Annotated in this window: 17 protein-coding genes and 2 riboswitches; of the genes, 6 read left to right on the top strand and 11 right to left on the bottom strand. The window is 70.8% G+C overall.

The features are described from left to right. Positions 1 to 86: 86 nt before the first annotated feature. Positions 87 to 542, bottom strand: coding sequence for a PaaI family thioesterase (locus M2283_RS40640; RefSeq protein WP_280881574.1), 456 nt, complete (start codon positions 540 to 542; stop codon positions 87 to 89). Positions 543 to 634: 92 nt separating this feature from the next. Here M2283_RS40640 and M2283_RS40635 point away from each other — a divergent pair, with 92 nt between their 5' ends. Together M2283_RS40635 and M2283_RS40630 are read left to right on the top strand one after the other, a co-directional pair. Then, positions 635 to 1,120 (top strand): winged helix-turn-helix transcriptional regulator, encoded by a 486-nt coding sequence (locus M2283_RS40635; RefSeq protein ID WP_280881573.1) that lies wholly within the window; start codon positions 635 to 637, stop codon positions 1,118 to 1,120. A 159-nt stretch (positions 1,121 to 1,279) separates the two neighbouring features. Further along, the gene (locus M2283_RS40630) at positions 1,280 to 1,948 is read left to right on the top strand and encodes a universal stress protein (RefSeq protein WP_280881572.1); all 669 of its coding nucleotides are present in this window, start codon (positions 1,280 to 1,282) and stop codon (positions 1,946 to 1,948) included. Between the two features lie 33 nt (positions 1,949 to 1,981). Here the strand turns inward: M2283_RS40630 and M2283_RS40625 are convergent, their stop codons facing one another. Both M2283_RS40625 and M2283_RS40620 read right to left on the bottom strand, forming a co-directional pair. Beyond that, on the bottom strand, positions 1,982 to 2,401 hold the full coding sequence (locus M2283_RS40625; protein ID WP_280881571.1) for a hypothetical protein: 420 nt from the start codon (positions 2,399 to 2,401) through the stop codon (positions 1,982 to 1,984). A gap of 162 nt (positions 2,402 to 2,563) precedes the next feature. Beyond that, entirely contained in the window at positions 2,564 to 3,613 is a 1,050-nt protein-coding gene (locus M2283_RS40620; protein ID WP_280881570.1) for an enoyl-CoA hydratase/isomerase family protein, read from the bottom strand. Between the two features lie 280 nt (positions 3,614 to 3,893). Between M2283_RS40620 and M2283_RS40615 the strand changes: the two genes are divergently transcribed. Further along, positions 3,894 to 5,135 carry a glycosyltransferase gene (locus tag M2283_RS40615; RefSeq protein ID WP_280881569.1) on the top strand — a complete coding sequence of 414 codons (1,242 nt, stop codon included), beginning with the start codon at positions 3,894 to 3,896 and terminating at the stop codon, positions 5,133 to 5,135. A gap of 80 nt (positions 5,136 to 5,215) precedes the next feature. Then, positions 5,216 to 7,381, top strand: a complete 2,166-nt coding sequence (gene helR / locus M2283_RS40610) for an RNA polymerase recycling motor ATPase HelR (RefSeq protein WP_280881568.1) — start codon at positions 5,216 to 5,218, stop codon at positions 7,379 to 7,381. Between the two features lie 29 nt (positions 7,382 to 7,410). On the opposite strand, the gene M2283_RS40605 is transcribed toward helR, so the two are convergent. Then, a complete protein-coding gene (locus tag M2283_RS40605) occupies positions 7,411 to 7,545 on the bottom strand; it encodes a short-chain fatty acyl-CoA regulator family protein (RefSeq protein ID WP_432423195.1) in 135 nt (44 codons plus the stop codon). Positions 7,546 to 7,735: 190 nt separating this feature from the next. After that, a riboswitch (cobalamin riboswitch) is annotated at positions 7,736 to 7,959 on the top strand. Positions 7,960 to 8,131: 172 nt separating this feature from the next. On the opposite strand from M2283_RS40605, the gene metE reads away from it, so the two are divergent. Further along, complete coding sequence (gene metE / locus M2283_RS40600; RefSeq protein ID WP_280881567.1) at positions 8,132 to 10,450, top strand: 5-methyltetrahydropteroyltriglutamate--homocysteine S-methyltransferase; 2,319 nt, start codon at positions 8,132 to 8,134, stop codon at positions 10,448 to 10,450. Between the two features lie 130 nt (positions 10,451 to 10,580). Continuing rightward, complete coding sequence (locus tag M2283_RS40595) at positions 10,581 to 11,189, top strand: histidine phosphatase family protein (protein WP_280881566.1); 609 nt, start codon at positions 10,581 to 10,583, stop codon at positions 11,187 to 11,189. 195 nt (positions 11,190 to 11,384) lie between these two features. Here M2283_RS40595 and M2283_RS40590 read toward each other — a convergent pair whose 3' ends face one another. The 7 genes from M2283_RS40590 to M2283_RS40560 form a co-directional block, all read right to left on the bottom strand. Next, complete coding sequence (locus M2283_RS40590) at positions 11,385 to 12,137, bottom strand: CbtA family protein (RefSeq protein WP_280881565.1); 753 nt, start codon at positions 12,135 to 12,137, stop codon at positions 11,385 to 11,387. A gap of 22 nt (positions 12,138 to 12,159) precedes the next feature. Continuing rightward, a complete protein-coding gene (locus M2283_RS40585; protein WP_016432160.1) occupies positions 12,160 to 12,381 on the bottom strand; it encodes a CbtB domain-containing protein in 222 nt (73 codons plus the stop codon). A gap of 35 nt (positions 12,382 to 12,416) precedes the next feature. Then, positions 12,417 to 12,561, bottom strand: a riboswitch (cobalamin riboswitch). 134 nt (positions 12,562 to 12,695) lie between these two features. Beyond that, positions 12,696 to 13,622, bottom strand: coding sequence for a LacI family DNA-binding transcriptional regulator (locus tag M2283_RS40580; protein WP_280881564.1), 927 nt, complete (start codon positions 13,620 to 13,622; stop codon positions 12,696 to 12,698). Positions 13,623 to 13,724: 102 nt separating this feature from the next. Continuing rightward, on the bottom strand, positions 13,725 to 14,309 hold the full coding sequence (gene purU / locus M2283_RS40575; RefSeq protein WP_280881563.1) for a formyltetrahydrofolate deformylase: 585 nt from the start codon (positions 14,307 to 14,309) through the stop codon (positions 13,725 to 13,727). 35 nt (positions 14,310 to 14,344) lie between these two features. Beyond that, the gene (locus M2283_RS52030) at positions 14,345 to 14,527 is read right to left on the bottom strand and encodes an ACT domain-containing protein (RefSeq protein ID WP_280881562.1); all 183 of its coding nucleotides are present in this window, start codon (positions 14,525 to 14,527) and stop codon (positions 14,345 to 14,347) included. Further along, positions 14,524 to 15,396 (bottom strand): methylenetetrahydrofolate reductase, encoded by an 873-nt coding sequence (locus M2283_RS40565; protein WP_280881561.1) that lies wholly within the window; start codon positions 15,394 to 15,396, stop codon positions 14,524 to 14,526. The genes M2283_RS52030 and M2283_RS40565 overlap by 4 nt, the downstream gene beginning before the upstream one ends. 29 nt (positions 15,397 to 15,425) lie before the next feature. Continuing rightward, complete coding sequence (locus M2283_RS40560; protein ID WP_280881560.1) at positions 15,426 to 16,769, bottom strand: aminomethyl transferase family protein; 1,344 nt, start codon at positions 16,767 to 16,769, stop codon at positions 15,426 to 15,428. Positions 16,770 to 17,036: the final 267 nt, after the last annotated feature.

The following is a 17,036-nucleotide window of genomic DNA, read 5'->3' as shown; positions in this document are numbered from 1 at the left end:
ACGAACGGCTCGCACTACTGGCCATGCACCCACCGGGACCGAGAGGTCACAACCCTACTCGTGAGGGCTGCAGAAAGGATGGTCCTCTAATGAGCCAGCAGGCGGTCCTTGGCGTCGAGCAGCGTCGCCTCGGCCAGTGCGGTCTGGCGGCCACGGTTGACGACCGTGCCGACGGCGCGCACCCGGCCCGTGTCCACGGTGATCCGCCGCAGGAACTTCACGGTCAGGTCCAGCGAGGTGTACCCCATGCCAGCGGGGAGCGTGGACTGGACGGCGCAGCCCGCGGCGGAGTCGAGGAGGGTGGCGTAGACACCGCCGTGCACGCTGCCGATGGGGTTGTAGTGCTCCTCCCCCGGCAGCAGGGAGAAAACGGCCCGCCCCTCGGCCACCTCGTCGAGCGTGAAGTCCAGCGTGGCCGAGACGGGCGGCGACGGCAGCCGGCCGCCCTGCACCGCACGCAGAAAGTCCAGGCCGGAGTCGTGCCCGACCGCCGCCGCCGTGACCGCGGGGTCCTCCCACTCGTACGTACGTGTACGTCCCATGCCGTGCCGCCTCCCAGCTGACTTCGTCGTTCGAAGCTAGCTGGATCGTCGCCTGACTGTCAATGACGAAGCCAGGCCTCTACGATGACGGAATGGAGTGGCTCGACGTCAGCACCGAGAACTGTCCCGTCCAGCGCACGCTCGATCTGGTCGGCGAGAAATGGACGCTGCTCGTCCTTCGGGACGCGGCGATCGGCGTGCACCGGTTCGAGGAGTTCCGCCGGCACATGGGGCTGTCGGAAGCGGTCCTCAGCGACCGGCTGCGCAAGCTCACCGCGGCCGGGATCCTCAGGACCGTCCCCTACCAGGAGCCGGGCCACCGCGCCCGCAACGAGTACCGGCTGACCCGCAAGGGCTGGGACCTCTGGCCCGTCCTGGTCGCCCTGCGCCAGTGGGGCGACACCTACGACCCGGACCCCGAGGGTCCCGTCCTGGACATGCGGCACACCGACTGCGGGGCGCCGGTACGGGTCGTCGTCGAGTGCGCCGACGAGCACGTCGCGCTCACGCCGAGGGACGTGACCGCACGGCCGGGGCCCGGGGCGCGACCGTATCGGGGGGCGGCCGTCTCGAAGTGAGGAGTCTCAGGGAGATGCCCTGGCGAAACGCGTCCTCGGCGGCAGCGCGGGCAGGGCCGAACTCATGACCCGCTGTTCGCCCTCTGTCCATGGCCGCGACCGCGCGGCAGGCTGGGACACAGGGGCAATCTCCCCTCTGTGCCAGAGAGGCGAACGGCCATGGAGCAAGTGATCGTCGCGCGTACCGACCGATCGACGGGCAGCCGGGACGCGGTCGAATGGGCCAGTCGTGAGGCACTGTTGCGCGGACTGCCCCTGTGTGTCCTGCACGATCCCCAACCGGACCCGGCCGAGGCCAAGTTGGTCGTGCTCGGCATGCACCGGGCAGCCTCACAACCACCCCTTCCGGCGAGCGTCCGCACCTCGATCACTCCGGTGGTGCTCGTGCCGGCGGAGGACGGGCAGAGCTTCAGCCGTCCCAGCGGCGTCGTCCTCGGGGTCGACGCCCATGACCCGGCGAGCGCGGCGATCGACTTCGCCTTCGACAGCGCGCGGCTTCGCGGGACGCGCCTGCATGTCGTCCACGCCTGGGAACTTCCGCCTCGGGCGGCCGAGTTCCCGTTCGCCGTCCCGGAGCAGGACCGGGCCACGTGGGAGGACCACGAAGTCCAGCTCCTGGCCGACGCGTTACGCCCCTGGCGGAGCAAGTACCCAGAAGTACCGGTACTTGAGGACGTCGTCCTGTTCCCGCCGGCCGAGGCCCTGCTCCACCACTCCGCGAACGCGGCGCTGGTCGTGGTGGGAGCGAGGGTCGGGGCCGAGTGGGGGGACGTCACCCGGGCGCTGTTGCGCGACGCGATGTGCCCTGTCGCGGTTGTTCGCTGGTAGATGCTGTGGAGTGGTGGCCGCGGCCCGGCCGTCCTAGACCTTCCGCCACACCGTCATGTCCGCCATCAAGAAGCTGACCCCGGGTGTGTCCCACAGCGCGGTCGACTTGATTTGGACCGTGAGCAGCGCGATGTCTCCGGAGGAGTCCTTGACACAGAACTCGCTGCCGGCAGCCGCCGCGCTCAGCGAGAAGCTGTGGACCTTGGCTCCGGAAAGGAGGAGACGGCAGGAATCGAGGCTGCCTCCCGGCTTGCCGAGCAACTGGACGATCACGCTGGTGTCGCTCTCCAGCGCGCAGCCGATCGCCTTGCAGACGAAGCGGATGTCCCCCTTGCGGTTCTCCTGCTCGACCGGCTCCTTGAGACTCAGCGAGTTCTGCTCGTCCAGCCTCTGTTGGGAGTACGCCTCGGGTTGCGGAGTCGCCGGCGCGGTCGAGGAAGGACTCGACGACACCTCCGTTGGCCCGGCACCCGCCCCGCGTCCCGATGAGGACGCCACCGAATCGCCGGACACGGACGACCCTCCGGACGCGGACGGCCCAGGCGTCGAGGAGCCGGTCGCCTCCCGATCCCGATGTCCCAGTCGGTCCGCCACATCCATGCCCCCCAGGTCGGGTCACGTACGCGGCGCGGCGAGCCCGAGTTCCCGCTCGCCGAGTGGCTCGAAGAAGCGCTCCACGTCGGCGTCGCTCACCTCGGCGAGGGTGGCCGGTGACCAACGCGGGTTGCGGTCCTTGTCGATGACCTGGGCGCGGATGCCCTCCACCAGATCGGGTGCGGTGAGGGCGGCACAGGAGACGCGGTACTCCTGGTCCAACACCCGCTCCAGCGTGCCGAGTTGCCGTGCTCGGCGCATGGCGGCGAGGGTGACCTTGAGCGCGGTGGGCGACTTGGTGAGCAGCGTCTCCGCCGCCTCCTTCGCGGCCGGGTCACCCTGCGCAAGCAGCCGGTCCACGATCTCCTCCACCGTCTCGGCGGCGTAGCAGGAGTCGATCCACTCCCGCCGACCCGCCAACTCCCCCTCCGGCGAAGGCAGTACGTGACGATCCAACGCTTCCCGGACAGGCAGCTCGGCCAGATCCTCGACGAAGCGCGCGAGCGAATCAGAGGGGACGTAGTGATCGGCGAGGCCGCACAGCAGGGCGTCCCCGGCCCCGATCTGCGCGCCCGTCAAGGCAAGGTGGGTGCCCAGTTCTCCCGGGACACGGGCGAGGAGGTACGTGCCGCCCACATCCGGCACGAACCCGATGCCCGTCTCCGGCATGGCCACCCGCGAGCGTTCAGTGACCACGCGGACACTCCCGTGCGCCGAGATGCCGACCCCGCCGCCCATCACGATCCCGTCCATGACGGCGACGTACGGCTTGGGGTAGCGCGCGATACGGGCGTTCAGGTGGTACTCGTCCCGCCAGAAGGCGGCCGACGCGGTACCGTCGCCGTCACGGGCGTCGTCGTGGACGACCCGGATGTCACCGCCCGCGCACAGTCCCCGCTCGCCCGCACCCGTGATGACCACGGTCTCCACCGCGGGGTCGAACTCCCAAGCCGTCAGTGCCTCGTCGATGCGGCGGACCATCGCGTGATCGAGGGCGTTGATGGCCTTCGGGCGGTTGAGTGTGATGTGGGCGGCCCGGCCGACGGTGGTCAGCAGCACGGATTCGCGCATGGTCTCCTTGGTTCCTTCCAGAAGCCGGTGGGCCCGCAGGTCACGGACGATCTTCTGGACACCGTACGCGCAGGGCCGACGGCGGTCGCAGCGGAGGCGGGAGCATGCGGAACCGGAGGCGGGCAGGGCGCGCGGAGGCGGCGCAAGACAAAGGCAGGGAGGTCCCAGCGCTCCCTGCCACTAACAACCTATAGCGCACCGGGGGCCTTGCGGCAAGGCCCCTGTCGTGCCGCACAATCTCCGGCCTAGGCCACAACGGGCGGAAAACGGGAGTCGCTAAGTGCGTGTGCTGTTGTCGACGTATGGGTCGCGCGGTGATGTCCAGCCGATGGCGGCGTTCGCCGTGCGGTTGCGGGAGCTCGGCGCGGAGGTGCGGGTGTGCGCGCCGGCGGACGAGGAGTTCGCGAAGCTGCTGGCCGGTGTCGGCGTGGAGCTGGTGCCGGCCGCCGAGCCGGTGCGCGCGCTGGTGACCGGGTCGGCGCCACTGGCGCCGGAGGGTCTGCCCCAGCGGGCGGCCGCCCTGGTCGCCGCGCAGTACGAGGCGGTCGCGGCGGCGGCCGAGGGGTGTGACGCGGTGGTGGCGACCGGCCTGGTCCCGGCCGTGGCCGGCGCGCGGTCGGTGGCCGAGCGGCTGGGCATCCACTTCGCGTACGTGAGCTACCTCCCGACCATGCTGCCGTCGCCGCACCACGCGCCGCTCCCGCTGCCGATGTGGCCGCTGCCACCGGATGTGACCGACAACCGGGCCCTGTGGGAGGTGAACGCCCGCGCCTTCGACGCGCTCTACGGTCCAGGGATCAACGCGCACCGGACGGCGATCGGGCAGGCTCCGGTGGACGACGTCCGCGGCCATGTCTTCACCGACCGGCCGTGGCTGGCGTCGGACCCGGTGCTGAGCCCGTGGCAGGAGTGCGCGGACCTCGATGTCGTCCAGACCGGCGCGTGGATCCTCCCGGACGAACGCCCGCTGCCGACCGAGTTGACGGCGTTCCTGGATGCCGGCGAAGCACCGGTCTACGTGGGCTTCGGCAGCATGCCCATGCGCGAGGCGAAGGACGTCGCCCGGGTGGCCGTCGAGGCGGTGCGCGCGCAGGGCCGCCGTGCCGTCGTCGCTCAGGGCTGGGCCGATCTGGGGCTCGTCGACGACCGGGACGACTGCTTCGCCGTCGGCGAGGTCAACCAGCAGGCGCTGTTCGGTCGGGTGGCCGCGGCCGTGCATCACGGCGGTGCGGGTACGACGACGACCGCGGCGCGGGCCGGTGCGCCGCAGGTGGTCGTTCCCCAGATCGTGGACCAGCCGTACTGGGGCCGCCGGGTCGCCGACCTGGGGATCGGCGCGGCGCACGAGGGTCCGACACCGACGTACGAGTCGCTGTCGGCCGCCCTCAGGACGGCCCTGGATCCTGGGACCCGTACGCGGGCGACCGACGTGGCCACCACGATCCGCACCGACGGGACCACGGTGGCAGCGAAGCTGCTGTTCGAGGCGGTCGGCCGGGAGAAACCGCCCGTGTCCGCGTGAACCACATCGGCGCCAACCCCATGGGACCGTCGAGCCGACGCCCAGCCACATCTCATCTTCGGAGCCTCGGAGCCAACGACGTGAACCCCCTCACCACCAGTGCGTTCGACCTTCCCGACCGCCTCTCCGCCAAAGCCGACCCGGCCCTGATCTCCGGTGACGAGCAGCACTTCGCGGCCATCGCGGAGTGCCTCAAGGAGTCGATCGCCGAGCTGACCGAGCGCCTCGACGCCGCGCGCAAGGCGCCCGGCGGCCTGGGCCGGGAGGCGATGGACCGGGACACCGAGGTCCACCGGCTGACCGCCCGCCTGCGCACCCTGCGCCGCTTCGGCCTGGACCTGTGTCTCGGGCACATGGTCGTCGCGGACGGCTCCGAGCCCGTGTACGTCGGACGCCTCGGCCTCACGGACAGCACGGGCCGGCGGCTGCTGCTCGACTGGCGCTCCCCCGCCGCCGAGCCGTTCTTCGGCGCCACCCACGCCAATCCGATGGGACTGGCGAGCCGCCGCAGGTATCGCTGGACCGACGGCCGGATCAGCGACTACTGGGACGAGGTGTTCACCTCGGACGGGTTCGCGGGGCACGCCGCGCTCGACGACCAGTCCGCGTTCATCGCGAGCCTCGGGAGCAACCGGTCGTCGCGGATGCGGGACGTGCTCGGCACCATCCAGGCCGACCAGGACGCCATCATCCGCGCGGGATCCCGCGGCACGCTCGTCGTCGACGGCGGTCCGGGTACGGGCAAGACCGTGGTCGCCCTGCACCGCTCCGCCTACCTCCTCTACTCCGACCCCCGGCTCGGTCACCGCCGGGGCGGGGTGCTCTTCGTCGGCCCGCACCGGCCCTACCTGGAATACGTCTCCGACGTCCTCCCCAGCCTCGGCGAGGAGGGCGTGCAGACCTGCATCCTGCGGGACCTCGTCGCCGAGGGAGCGGCGGCGGCGGTCGAGAGCGACCCTGACGTGGCCGCCCTCAAGTCGTCCGCGGACCTGGTGAAGGCGATCGAGAAGGCCGTCAGGTTCTACGAGGACCCGCCCGCCAAGGGGATGACGGTCACCACCCACTGGTCCGACATCCCGCTGAGCGCCGATGACTGGGCCGTGGCGTTCGATGCGGCGGAACCCGGAACTCCGCACAACGAGGCCCGCGAGCAGGTCTGGGAGGAGCTGCTCACGATCCTGATGGACAAGCACGAGGGCGACGCCCCGACCGCCCTGCTGCGCAAGTCGCTGCTGCAGAACAGGGTGCTGCTCACGGCCTTCAACCGGGCGTGGCCGCTGCTCGAAGCGACCGATCTGGTCGGCGACCTGTGGACGGTCCCCGCCTATCTGCGGATGTGCGCTCCCTGGCTCGACCGCGACGACGTCCAGAAGCTGCAGCGGGCGGAGGCGCAGGCCTGGACGGTGTCCGACCTGCCGTTCCTGGACGCGGCGCGACAGCGGCTCGGCGACCCGGAGTCGGCGCGGCGAGAGCGTCGGCACAAGGCCGTCCTGGCCGCCCAGCGCGAACGCATGACCCAGGTCGTCGACAACCTGATCGAGGCCGTGGCCACCTCGGGCGACGACGGTGACGAGGGCATCGGTCTGGTGAAGATGCTGCGCGGCGAGGACGCCCAGGTCAGCCTGGTCGACGAGGCCGAACTGACCACCGTCGACCCGGACTTGCTGGCCGGCCCGTTCGCGCACGTCGTCGTGGACGAGGCGCAGGAACTGACCGACGCGGAGTGGCAGATGCTGCTGCTGCGGTGTCCGTCCCGCAGCTTCACCATCGTCGGGGACCGCGCACAGGCCAGGCACGGGTTCACGGAGTCCTGGCAGGAACGGCTCGAACGGATCGGGCTCAACCGGATCGACGTGGCCTCCCTGAGCATCAACTACCGGACGCCGGAAGAGGTCATGGCGGAGGCCGAGCCGGTCATCCGGGCCGCGCTCCCGGACGCCAACGTGCCGACCTCCATCCGCAGCAGCGGCATCCCCGTCGTCCACGGACCCGCCTCGGATCTGACCTCGGTCCTGGACACCTGGCTCGACGCACACGACGACGGGATCGCGTGCGTCATCGGCGATCCCACGTTCCGGGCGACGTCCCGCGTCCGCTCGCTGACTCCGGAGCTGTCGAAGGGCCTTGAGTTCGATCTGGTCGTCCTGGTCGACCCCGAGAAGTTCGGCGAGGGCATCGAAGGAGCGGTCGACCACTATGTCGCGATGACCCGCGCGACCCAGCAACTCGTCGTCCTCACAAGCTGATAGCTCCGCCCTCTCCCGCACGGAGGGGTTCAACCGGCGGGGTCTGCCACCGGATACGGCACGAACGCACTGCTGTTGGGGTCGATCCGCAAGGGTCGGCCCAGAGCAGGTACCGCGCGCTGGGGGCAGTCGAGGCGTTCGCAGAGCCGGTGGGCGTGGCGGATCTCGCAACCGAGGCCGATGGCGAAGGTCTTGCCGGGTTCGCCTCCAGCGGATGGTCGAGGCGGGTCTGCTCGGGCGGAAGTCCGGCCGGCACGGGTTCCACGGCTACGACCAGGGCTGATCCGGTCTCGGGCGGTCCAACTCACCATCCGGATGGTGGACGTGGCGGCTCCCTCCGACGCGGCACCCCGTAGGCTGGCCGGTGCAGCTGGTTCGCCCCGTCCGCCAGGCGGGATGCGTCGCAAGAGGGAACCCGGTGGGAATCCGGGACTGCCCCGCAGCGGTGAGCGGGAACGACCGCCGTCATACGCACTGGGCCCACGCAGGGCTTGGGAAGCGACGGCCAGTAGGAGTCCGCCGGGAGACCGGAGGACGTGCCCGCGAGTCCGAAGACCTGCCAACTGCCCGCGTACGGCCGATTCGTGCGCGGACATCCCGGTGACCTCGTGGGCGGGTCGGCGTACATACCAGGCGGACGACCGCGCGGTACCACCTGCCGCGCGAGGTCGTGACCGTCCGGTTCGTCACCCTTCGCGCTCGCGTCACGTCGCCGGGATCTCAGGGATCCATCTCGCGAAGGAGATCTCCGTGACCACCATGACCGCAGCCGCGGCAGCGCGGGCCACCGTGTACGGCTACCCCCGCCAGGGCCCGAACCGGGAACTGAAGAAGGCGATCGAGGGCTACTGGAAGGGCCGCGTCACCGCCGACGCCCTGCGCTCCACGGCCGCCGAACTGCGTCGCACCAACTGGCAGGAGCTGGCGGAGGCCGGCGTCGACGAGGTGCCGACCGGCGACTTCTCGTACTACGACCACGTCCTCGACACCACCGTCATGGTCGGCGCGATCCCCGCCCGTCACCGCGGCGCCGTCGAGGCGGACGCCCTGGACGGCTACTTCGCCATGGCGCGCGGCACCCAGGACGTGGCGCCGCTGGAGATGACGAAGTGGTTCGACACCAACTACCACTACCTCGTTCCCGAGTTGGGGCCCGACACCGTCTTCACGGCCGACTCGACCAAGCAGGTCGCGGAGGTGAAGGAGGCCCTCGCCCTCGGGCTGAGCGCCCGCCCGGTGCTGGTCGGGCCGGTCACCTACCTCCTGCTGGCCAAGCCCGCCCCGGGTGTGCCGGCGGACTTCGACCCGCTCACCCTTCTCGACCGACTGCTGCCGGTGTACGCCGAGGTCCTCGCCGACCTGCGCGCGGCGGGCGCCGAATGGGTGCAGCTGGACGAGCCCGTCCTGGTCCAGGACCGCACTCCGGCCGAGCTGAACGCCGCAACGCGCACCTATCGTGACCTCGGCGGCCTCATCGACCGGCCGAAGCTCCTGGTCGCCTCGTACTTCGACCGGCTCGGCGACGCGCTGCCGGTGCTGGCCAAGGCGCCGGTCGAGGGGCTCGCCCTGGACTTCGCCGAGGCCGCCGCGGCCAACCTGGACGCGCTGGCGGCCGTGGGCGGACTGCCCGGCAAGCGTCTGGTCGCCGGTGTGGTCAACGGCCGCAACATCTGGGTCAACGACCTGTCGGCGTCCCTCGCCACCCTCGGCACCCTGCTCGGTCTCGCCGACCGGGTCGACGTGTCGGCCTCCTGCTCGCTGCTGCACGTGCCGCTCGACTCCGCCCGGGAGCGGGACATCGAGCCGCAGATCCTGCGCTGGCTCGCGTTCGCGAAGCAGAAGACGGCCGAGATCGTCACCCTCGCCAAGGGCCTCGCCCAGGGCACCGACACGATCGCCGCCGAACTCGCCGCCAACCGCGCGAACCTGGCCTCCCGCACGGGCTCGCCGATCACGAACGACCCGGCGGTACGGGCCCGAGCCGCCGCCGTCACGGAGACCGACGCCCGCCGCTCCCAGGCGTACACCGAACGCGCCACGGCCCAGCGCGCCCACCTCGGTCTGCCGCTGCTGCCGACCACCACGATCGGTTCCTTCCCGCAGACCGGTGAACTGCGCACCGCCCGCGCGGACCTGCGGGCGGGCCGGATCGACACGGCCGGGTACGAGGAGCGCATCAAAGCCGAGATCCAGGAAGTGATCTCCTTCCAGGAGAAGACCGGTCTGGACGTCCTCGTGCACGGCGAGGCCGAACGCAACGACATGGTCCAGTACTTCGCCGAGCAGCTCACGGGGTACCTGGCCACGCAGCACGGCTGGGTGCAGTCCTACGGCACCCGTCACGTCCGTCCGCCGATCCTGGCCGGCGACATCTCCCGCCCCGAGCCGATGACGGTGCGCTGGACGACGTACGCCCAGTCCCTCACCTCGCGCCCGGTCAAGGGCATGCTCACCGGCCCGGTCACCATGCTCGCCTGGTCCTTCGTCCGTGACGACCAGCCGCTCGGCGACACCGCCCGCCAGGTCGCCCTCGCCCTGCGCGAGGAGGTCAACGACCTTGAGGCGGCCGGGACTTCGGTCATCCAGGTCGACGAGCCCGCCCTGCGCGAGACACTCCCGCTGCGCACGGCCGACCGTCCTGCCTACCTGGCGTGGGCCACGGAGGCCTTCCGGCTCAGCACGGGCGGAGTGCGACCGGACACGCAGATCCACACCCACATGTGCTACGCCGAGTTCGGGGACATCGTCCAGGCCATCGACGACCTCGACGCGGACGTCATCAGCCTGGAAGCCGCCCGCTCCCACAGGCAGGTCGCGCGTGAACTCGCCGCCCACGGCTATCCGCGCGAGGCGGGACCGGGCGTGTACGACATCCACTCACCGCGGGTACCGAGCACGGAGGAAGCGGCCGATCTGCTGCGCACCGGGCTCAAGGCCATTCCCGCCGAGCGGCTCTGGGTCAATCCCGACTGCGGCCTGAAGACCCGCGGTTGGCCGGAGACGCGTGCCTCGCTGGAGAACCTGGTCGCCGCCGCCCGTACGGTCCGTGAGGAACTGCCCGGGGCCTGACAGCGGGACCGGTCGGCCGGGGAGGAACGCTGGATACCCCCTCCCCGGCCGACGCACGTACGTGCCGTGTCCAATGGAGACCCCTACACCTTGAGCCCCACACCATGACCGCATCAGGAGGAGCCGCCCCGTGACCAGTCGTGTCACCTTCATCTCGCCCGCGATGAGTGCCTCGTTGCGCCAGGCGCGCTTCGACGACGGGGGCTCGATCGAGGCCGGCGGGGAGGCGGGGGCCCGTGCCGCGGCCGGAGCCCTGCCCTCGGCCGCGCGTGTCGTCGTGGGTCCCAGTGTGCGCGGTCGGGAGACGGCGACCGCGCTCGGTCTCGACGGGGCTGAGGTGGCACCGGAGTTGGCGGGGCTGGACGTGGGGCGCTGGCGGGGGCTCACCCTCGCCGAGGTCGACGCCGGTGAGCCCGAGGCGGTGGCCCGCTGGCTCGCCGATCCCGCGTCCGCTCCGCATGGCGGGGAGTCCGTCGAGGAGTTGTGCGCGCGGGTGGCGCGGTGGCTGGAGGCGTCCCTCGACGCGGACGGCCGTACGCTCGCCGTGGTCGATCCGGATGTCGTACGGGCCGCGGTGGTGCACGCGTTGGGCGCACCCGCGGCGGCCTTCTGGCGACTGGACGTGCTGCCGCTGACCGCCACCTCGATCAGTGGTCGGGCCGGCCGTTGGAACGTGCGGGTGGGACACCCGCTGGACACGGCCGGGGCGGCCGAAGTCCCGTCGGGCGGCGGTTCATGACGCCGCGTCCCTGTGCGGTCCGGCCGGGGCTTCGCAGCCCTCGGCCGGGGCCGCGACCAACGTCTCGAGTTCTCTGAGGAGTTGCTCGGTCCGCTTCACCTGCTGACCGAGCACCCGGACGCGTGCGCTCTGGCCGCCGATCTGACGTCGAGGGTGATGCGGCGCGGCTGGGACCGTCCCGTCCTCCGGCTCATGTCACCGCGGTGCGGCCACCGCCGTACCCGCCGGCACCCTGGCCGGCTTCGGGTTGAGCACCCGTTCGGCCAACTCGCCGAACGCCAGACCGAATCCGCCCCACAGGGTGATCTGGATGGCCAGCGCGGAGAGGCGGAAGCGCCACAGCACGGTGGCCGGGAAGTCCGCGGGCACCTCGTTGATGACCGGCAGGAACGCGTACGCCAGCCCGATCACCAGGGCGAACGCGGCCAGCGCGACGACGGTGGCGTACCAGGTGCCCAGACTGGGCGCGAGCCGCTTGCCCAGGATGGTCGCGGCGACCGCGAGGAGCACGCTGAGCACCATCATCAGGAAGTACAGGGTGGTCCGCTTGCCGATGGTGTCGGGGTTGCCGACCGCCGGCGGATTGGCCGGGTACTTCAGGAACGGGACGACGTAGACGGCCAGCAGGGCGCAGCCGGACAGCAGCAGCGCGGTCGCCCGCGGGCTGAACCGGCCGACGCGGCCGAGCGCGAAGCAGAAGGCGAGGGCAGCGATGCCGCCGAACGCGACGCCGTAGATCAGGACACCGGTGGCCAGACCGGCGGTGGACTGCAGGGAGCGGGAGACGATCTCCATCTCGTGCTCGTGGGAGTGCGCGTCCTCGAAACCGATCGCCTTGTCGACGTTCGGTTCACCGAGGAAGTAGGCGACGACCAGAGCGAGCACGCCGGCGGCCAGGCCGGCGAGCATGCCCCGCACGAGAAGGTTTCGCACCGTTGCGGAGTTCATGTGAGTGCTGGTTTCCCTCGGGTCAGTGGCAGGGGAAGCCGAGCAGGTGACGGGCGTCGTGGACCCACTCGTGGACGTCCGAACCGGACACGACGGAGGTGGCGCCCTGTTCGGCGCCGACGAAGTAGAGCAGGACCAGCATCAGGATGCCGAAGAAGACCGCCCAGGGGACGATCGCGCCGATCGGCAGCTTGGCGGGGAGAGCGGGGGTGGTGGCTGTCGGCTGAGCGACATGCTGCGCCATGGCAGGGCCTCCTCTGGGAGTTCGCGTCCCATCTCGGTGGTGCACAGGACGACGGCTACGGGTCTGACTCGCCCCCCTCCTCGAAAGGGGTGGCACACAGTGGCGCGACCGTGCCGGGCTCTCACCGGCTTCCGTTTTGGCGTCGTCGATATCAGAGTGACCGTACCGTGTGTCGCGAACATGGCCAATACCGCGCCACCTGGGGTGATGTCCGTCTCGCCCGCCGAGTGACGAGGATCATCGACCTCGGTCGTCAATTCACCGCGTGGATACGCCGGTTCAGGCGCTGCCCGGCCGACGGACCCGCACGACGGTCACACCGAGTCGCGGACCACGATCCGGCCCGGCTCCGGCGCCAGCCCCTCCGTGTCGATGCCGAGGGCGTCCCGCGCGGCGAGCCGGCCCAGGACTTCCGCGTCGATGCGGACGGTGGTGAGCGCGGGCGTGGTCAGGGAGCCGTGCTCGGTCTCGTCGAAGCCGATGACGGCCATGTCCTCGGGCACCCGCAGTCCGAGGTCGTGCAGGGCGGTCAGGGTGCGCAGCGCGATGTCGTCGTCGAAGGCGGCCACGGCGGTCACGTCCGGGTGCGCCGCGCGGAACGCCTCGACGGCGACCGCGCCTGCCTCCCGGGGGCGCGGAACGACGAGGTGCTCCAGGGGCGGCAGGCCCAGGCGCCGGGCGGCCTCGCGGGCGAACCCTAGGCGGGCCTCGGTGAGCGGGAAGTCGTGGTCGGGCATGGCCACGGTGATCCGGCTGTGTCCCCGTTCGGCGAGATGGCCGACCTGCACCGCGGCGTTGGCGGCGAACCCGTTCTCCCAGTCCTCCTCGATGGGACCGTGCCCGCGCATGTAGACCTCGCCGAGCCGGAGCACGGCCCGCGGCACGATGGCGTCGAGGATCTTCTGGGTGGCCTCGGGCGCCGTGTGCCCGTGCCGCACGAGAAGAACGTGGTCGTGGTCGGCCAACTCCTCGTCCAGGCCCCGGACATAGCTCCGCGAGAAGTTGCCCTCCAGGCCCTCGTCGACATTGAGGACGACGATGCGCGACGACCCCTCGCGCAGCGCCCGGGCGATGCCGTGCGGCACGTACCCCAACTCGTGCGCGGCGGCCAGCACCCGCTCCCGGGTCGCCCCGGAGATCGTCTGCCGGGGGTCGTCGTTCAGTACGAAGCTCACGGTCGCCCGCGACACCCCGGACGCCTTGGCCACGTCGTTCAACGTCACCCGGCCGGAACCGCCCATGCCGGCACACTCCCGTCTGCAGAACGACCGAACGCCGGGGGCCAGCGTAGGCGACTGGGCTCGCCCCCGGCCGTGCCGTGCATCGCGAACGATCCTGTGCCGTCAGGCGAAGACGATGGTGTGGTTGCCGTCGCGGACGACCCGGTCCTCGGCGTGCCACAGCACCGCGCGGGAGAGGACCGCTCGTTCCACGTCGGCGCCCCGGCGGGTGAGGTCGCCGGCGGTGTGGGCGTGGGTGACGCGGACGACGTCCTGCTCGATGATCGGGCCCTCGTCGAGGTCTTCGGTGACGTAGTGGGCGGTGGCGCCGACCAGCTTCACCCCGCGCTCCTTGGCCTTGGCGTAGGGCCCGGCACCGATGAAGGCGGGCAGGAAGGAGTGGTGGATGTTGATGATCGGCACGCTGAGCTTCTCGATGAAGTCGCCGGAGAGGATCTGCATGTAGCGGGCCAGGACGACGAAGTCGACGTTGCCCTTGAGCAGCCGCAGGTGTTCCGTCTCGGCGGTGGACTTGTCCGGCCCCTGGGAGGGCACGTGGAAGAACGGGATGCCGAACGCGCGTACCTCCTCGGCCACATCGGGGTGGTTGGAGATCACCATCGAGACGGTGACGGGCAGTTGACCCTGCCGGCGGCGCCAGAGCAGGTCGAGCAGGCAGTGGTCGGACTTGGACGCGAAGATCGCCACCCTCTTGGGGACGGACAGGTCGCGCAGCGTGTACGTCAGCCCTGCGGATTGTCGGAGTACTGGTCGAGAGAGACGATGTTGGCGCCGTGGCCGCTGAGGACCGACGTCACGGCCGCGACGATGCCGGTGGCGTCGGCGCCCTGCACGATGAGCGACGCCTGCGGCGCGGGGGTCTCGCCGGTGGCGGCGCGGGGCGGGACAACTGCCGTGAGGGTCATGCCGAGTTGTCCTTCCGGAAGCGGGCGGCCCAGTCGGAGGTGGCCTTAAGCCCGCCGAACGTATAGAGGTGGATCTTCAAGTCGCCGTGCCGGATGGGGTCGTGGGCCGCGGCGAGTTCGCGCAGGAAGCGGTCCGGTCCGGCGGTGCCCATGAGGTTCGTCAGGGAGAACCCGTACTTCTTGACGACGGAGGCGCTGGTGCCCACACCGAATCGGGCCGCGTAGGACATGAGCCGGCGCGCTCCGGCGAGTCCGGGGACGCCGATCCTGATCGGGAGGCCGATGCCACGGCGGCGGACCTCCTCCACCCAGGCGAGCACCGGGTCGACGTCGAAGCCGAACTGGGTGATGATCTCGCCCTCGAAGGGGTGGGTGGCAAGGGCCGCGTGCTTGTTGCTCAGAGCGGACCACAGCGTCAGGTCGTCGATCGACGGATGGCCTTCCGGGTATCCGGTGATGCCGACGTGCCGTACGCCGTACTCGCGCAGCAGCCCTGTGTCGATCAGCGACAGCGAGTCCTCGTACGGGCCCTCGGGGTGGGCCGGGTCGCCGCCGACGAGGAACACGTTGTCGGACGTGCCGTCGGCGCGCAGGCCGGCGAGGAACCGCTCGAACTCGTCGCGGGATCCGAGTCGGCGGGCGGATATGTGCGGTACGGGTACGAAGCCGAGCCGTTTTACCGCGCGGGCCGCGTCCAGGCGCATCCGCAGGTCCTCGTTGCCGAGGAAGGTGACGTTGATCCGGGTGCCCTGAGGGATGCTGTCGCGGGCGTCTTCCAGGTTGGGGACGTCCTTGCCGGTCATCTCCAGGGAGAAGTCCTCAAGGAGTGCGGTGCCGACCGTTGTGCGTGCGGTGCTCGCGGGGTTCATCGTCTTGCGTCTCGCTCTCTCGGCCGGCGTCAGCGGTCGCGTCGGTAGAGGGTGCGCGCGTGCTCGTTGAACGGCGATGGCCGCACGGTGGCGCGGATACAGGGGAATCCGAGGTCGGCCTCGGGGTCGGTGCCGGGACCGGGGTGTTCGCCCCAGACCACGCGCACCTCGGTGCCGGGCACGGCGTACTCGGCGTCGATCAGGGTCTGGGCGAGGACCGCGCCCACCGGGTCGATCGAGGCGCTCTGCATCGTGACGCCGACGAGACCGGCGGCGGTCTCCACCCGGTGCCGGGCGTACGAGAGCACGAAGCCGGGGTCCTGGCCGTCGCCGATCACCGTGCGCACGTCGGCGGGGTCGAGGACGAGGGTGACCTTGGTGCGGCGCACCTCGTCCCTGGCCTTCTCCAGGGCGTCCCGGCCCACGAAGTCGTGGCTGAAGGAGATCATCTTGCCGTAGCCGAGTTCGTACGGCGATACGTAGTAGTCCTCGATGTCCTCCGAGAAGAAGCTGCCGTTCAGCGGGCGCTTGCCCTCGATACCGAACAGCGGCAGGTGCCTGCGGTATTCCAGCAGTTCGGGGTCGGTGTAGACGGCGGGCACCGGGGAGGGGATCCAGCCGCTCTCGACGCTGGGTGTGGTGTACGCGAGGGCGCCGACCTGGATCAGGCCGAGCGGTTCGCCGACCGTCAGGAACTTCTCGTGGACGTGACCGGCGTGCTCCCAGGGGCCGATGAACTCGAAGCCGGCCTGGCCCGCCATGCCGTGGCGCAGGGCGCGCAGGGGGCGTCCGTCGAGGACGACCGGGCTTGAGTGGAAGAACTTCGTCTCCGGCATCGGGCCGCCGAACGCCCGCTCCACCAGATCCACGGCCAGCGGGCCCTGGATCTGGTAGCGGAACAGCTTCGGGTCGGCGCCGCCGGGCCGGAAGGCGGAGGAGGGGTCGGTGACGAAACCGACGTCGTAGCCGCCCTTCTCCGCGTGGTACTGCACCCAGTGCTGAGCCGCGGGGATGCCGCTGAGCAGGTACCTGTTCTCGGCCTCGCGGGCGAGGATGCCGTCGGTGACGATGTGGCCGTCGCGGGTGACCGGCACGTACTGCTTGGCCTGGCCGATCGCGAACCTCGCGAAGTTGTTGACGCCGTGGTCGGCCAGGACGCGCGTGGCGTCCGGGCCCTCGATCCACATGTCGTACATGTGGTGCGAGAGGTTGAGCAGGGCCACGCCCTCGTGCCACGCGGTCTGTTCCTGCCGCCAGCCCGCGTACTCGCGCTCGACCACCTCCGGGGTCCACGGCTCGGCGCCCGGCCGCCACAGCAGCTTCATCGGTGAACCGGCCCTGTCGATGCCGTCCTGGAGGGAGGGGGTTGCCATGGCGGGTCCTTTTCGTCGCGGTCCGTCCGGGAGAGCTAAATCGATCTAGTGGAAGGTAGCGAACCGGCCCCGCCGTGCGCGAGTCTCCGGCCGCGCAACCTTTACGTGCGCTCGGCGCACTCGACAGCCCGGCCCTGCCGTGAACGCTTTCCCATCGCTCGCGAAAGTCTTTCGCGCCGCTTTTCGAATCTGCCTTGCGCACCACATGGCATTGCGAGAGAAAGAGGCGGAGCATGCACGGGAATTCGAGAACGAGAACTCGGCGCA

Source organism: Streptomyces pseudovenezuelae (genome assembly GCF_029892565.1).
GTDB classification, from domain to species: Bacteria; Actinomycetota; Actinomycetes; order Streptomycetales; family Streptomycetaceae; genus Streptomyces; species Streptomyces pseudovenezuelae_A.
Note: the sequence above shows the minus strand (reverse complement) of the source record. Positions and strands in the feature narration are given on the sequence as shown.

What these genes read in the sequence shown, in the direction of transcription:
- M2283_RS40620 (WP_280881570.1), bottom strand. Translation starts at nt 3,613, where the DNA reads ATGCGCGAATCCGTGCTGCTGACCACCGTCGGCCGGGCCGCCCACATC.
- M2283_RS40635 (WP_280881573.1), top strand. Translation starts at nt 635, where the DNA reads ATGGAGTGGCTCGACGTCAGCACCGAGAACTGTCCCGTCCAGCGCACG.
- M2283_RS40590 (WP_280881565.1), bottom strand. Translation starts at nt 12,137, where the DNA reads ATGAACTCCGCAACGGTGCGAAACCTTCTCGTGCGGGGCATGCTCGCC.
- M2283_RS40565 (WP_280881561.1), bottom strand. Translation starts at nt 15,396, where the DNA reads ATGAACCCCGCGAGCACCGCACGCACAACGGTCGGCACCGCACTCCTT.
- M2283_RS40640 (WP_280881574.1), bottom strand. Translation starts at nt 542, where the DNA reads ATGGGACGTACACGTACGTACGAGTGGGAGGACCCCGCGGTCACGGCG.
- M2283_RS40580 (WP_280881564.1), bottom strand. Translation starts at nt 13,622, where the DNA reads ATGGGCGGTTCCGGCCGGGTGACGTTGAACGACGTGGCCAAGGCGTCC.
- M2283_RS40585 (WP_016432160.1), bottom strand. Translation starts at nt 12,381, where the DNA reads ATGGCGCAGCATGTCGCTCAGCCGACAGCCACCACCCCCGCTCTCCCC.
- M2283_RS52030 (WP_280881562.1), bottom strand. Translation starts at nt 14,527, where the DNA reads ATGACCCTCACGGCAGTTGTCCCGCCCCGCGCCGCCACCGGCGAGACC.
- M2283_RS40560 (WP_280881560.1), bottom strand. Translation starts at nt 16,769, where the DNA reads ATGGCAACCCCCTCCCTCCAGGACGGCATCGACAGGGCCGGTTCACCG.
- M2283_RS40630 (WP_280881572.1), top strand. Translation starts at nt 1,280, where the DNA reads ATGGAGCAAGTGATCGTCGCGCGTACCGACCGATCGACGGGCAGCCGG.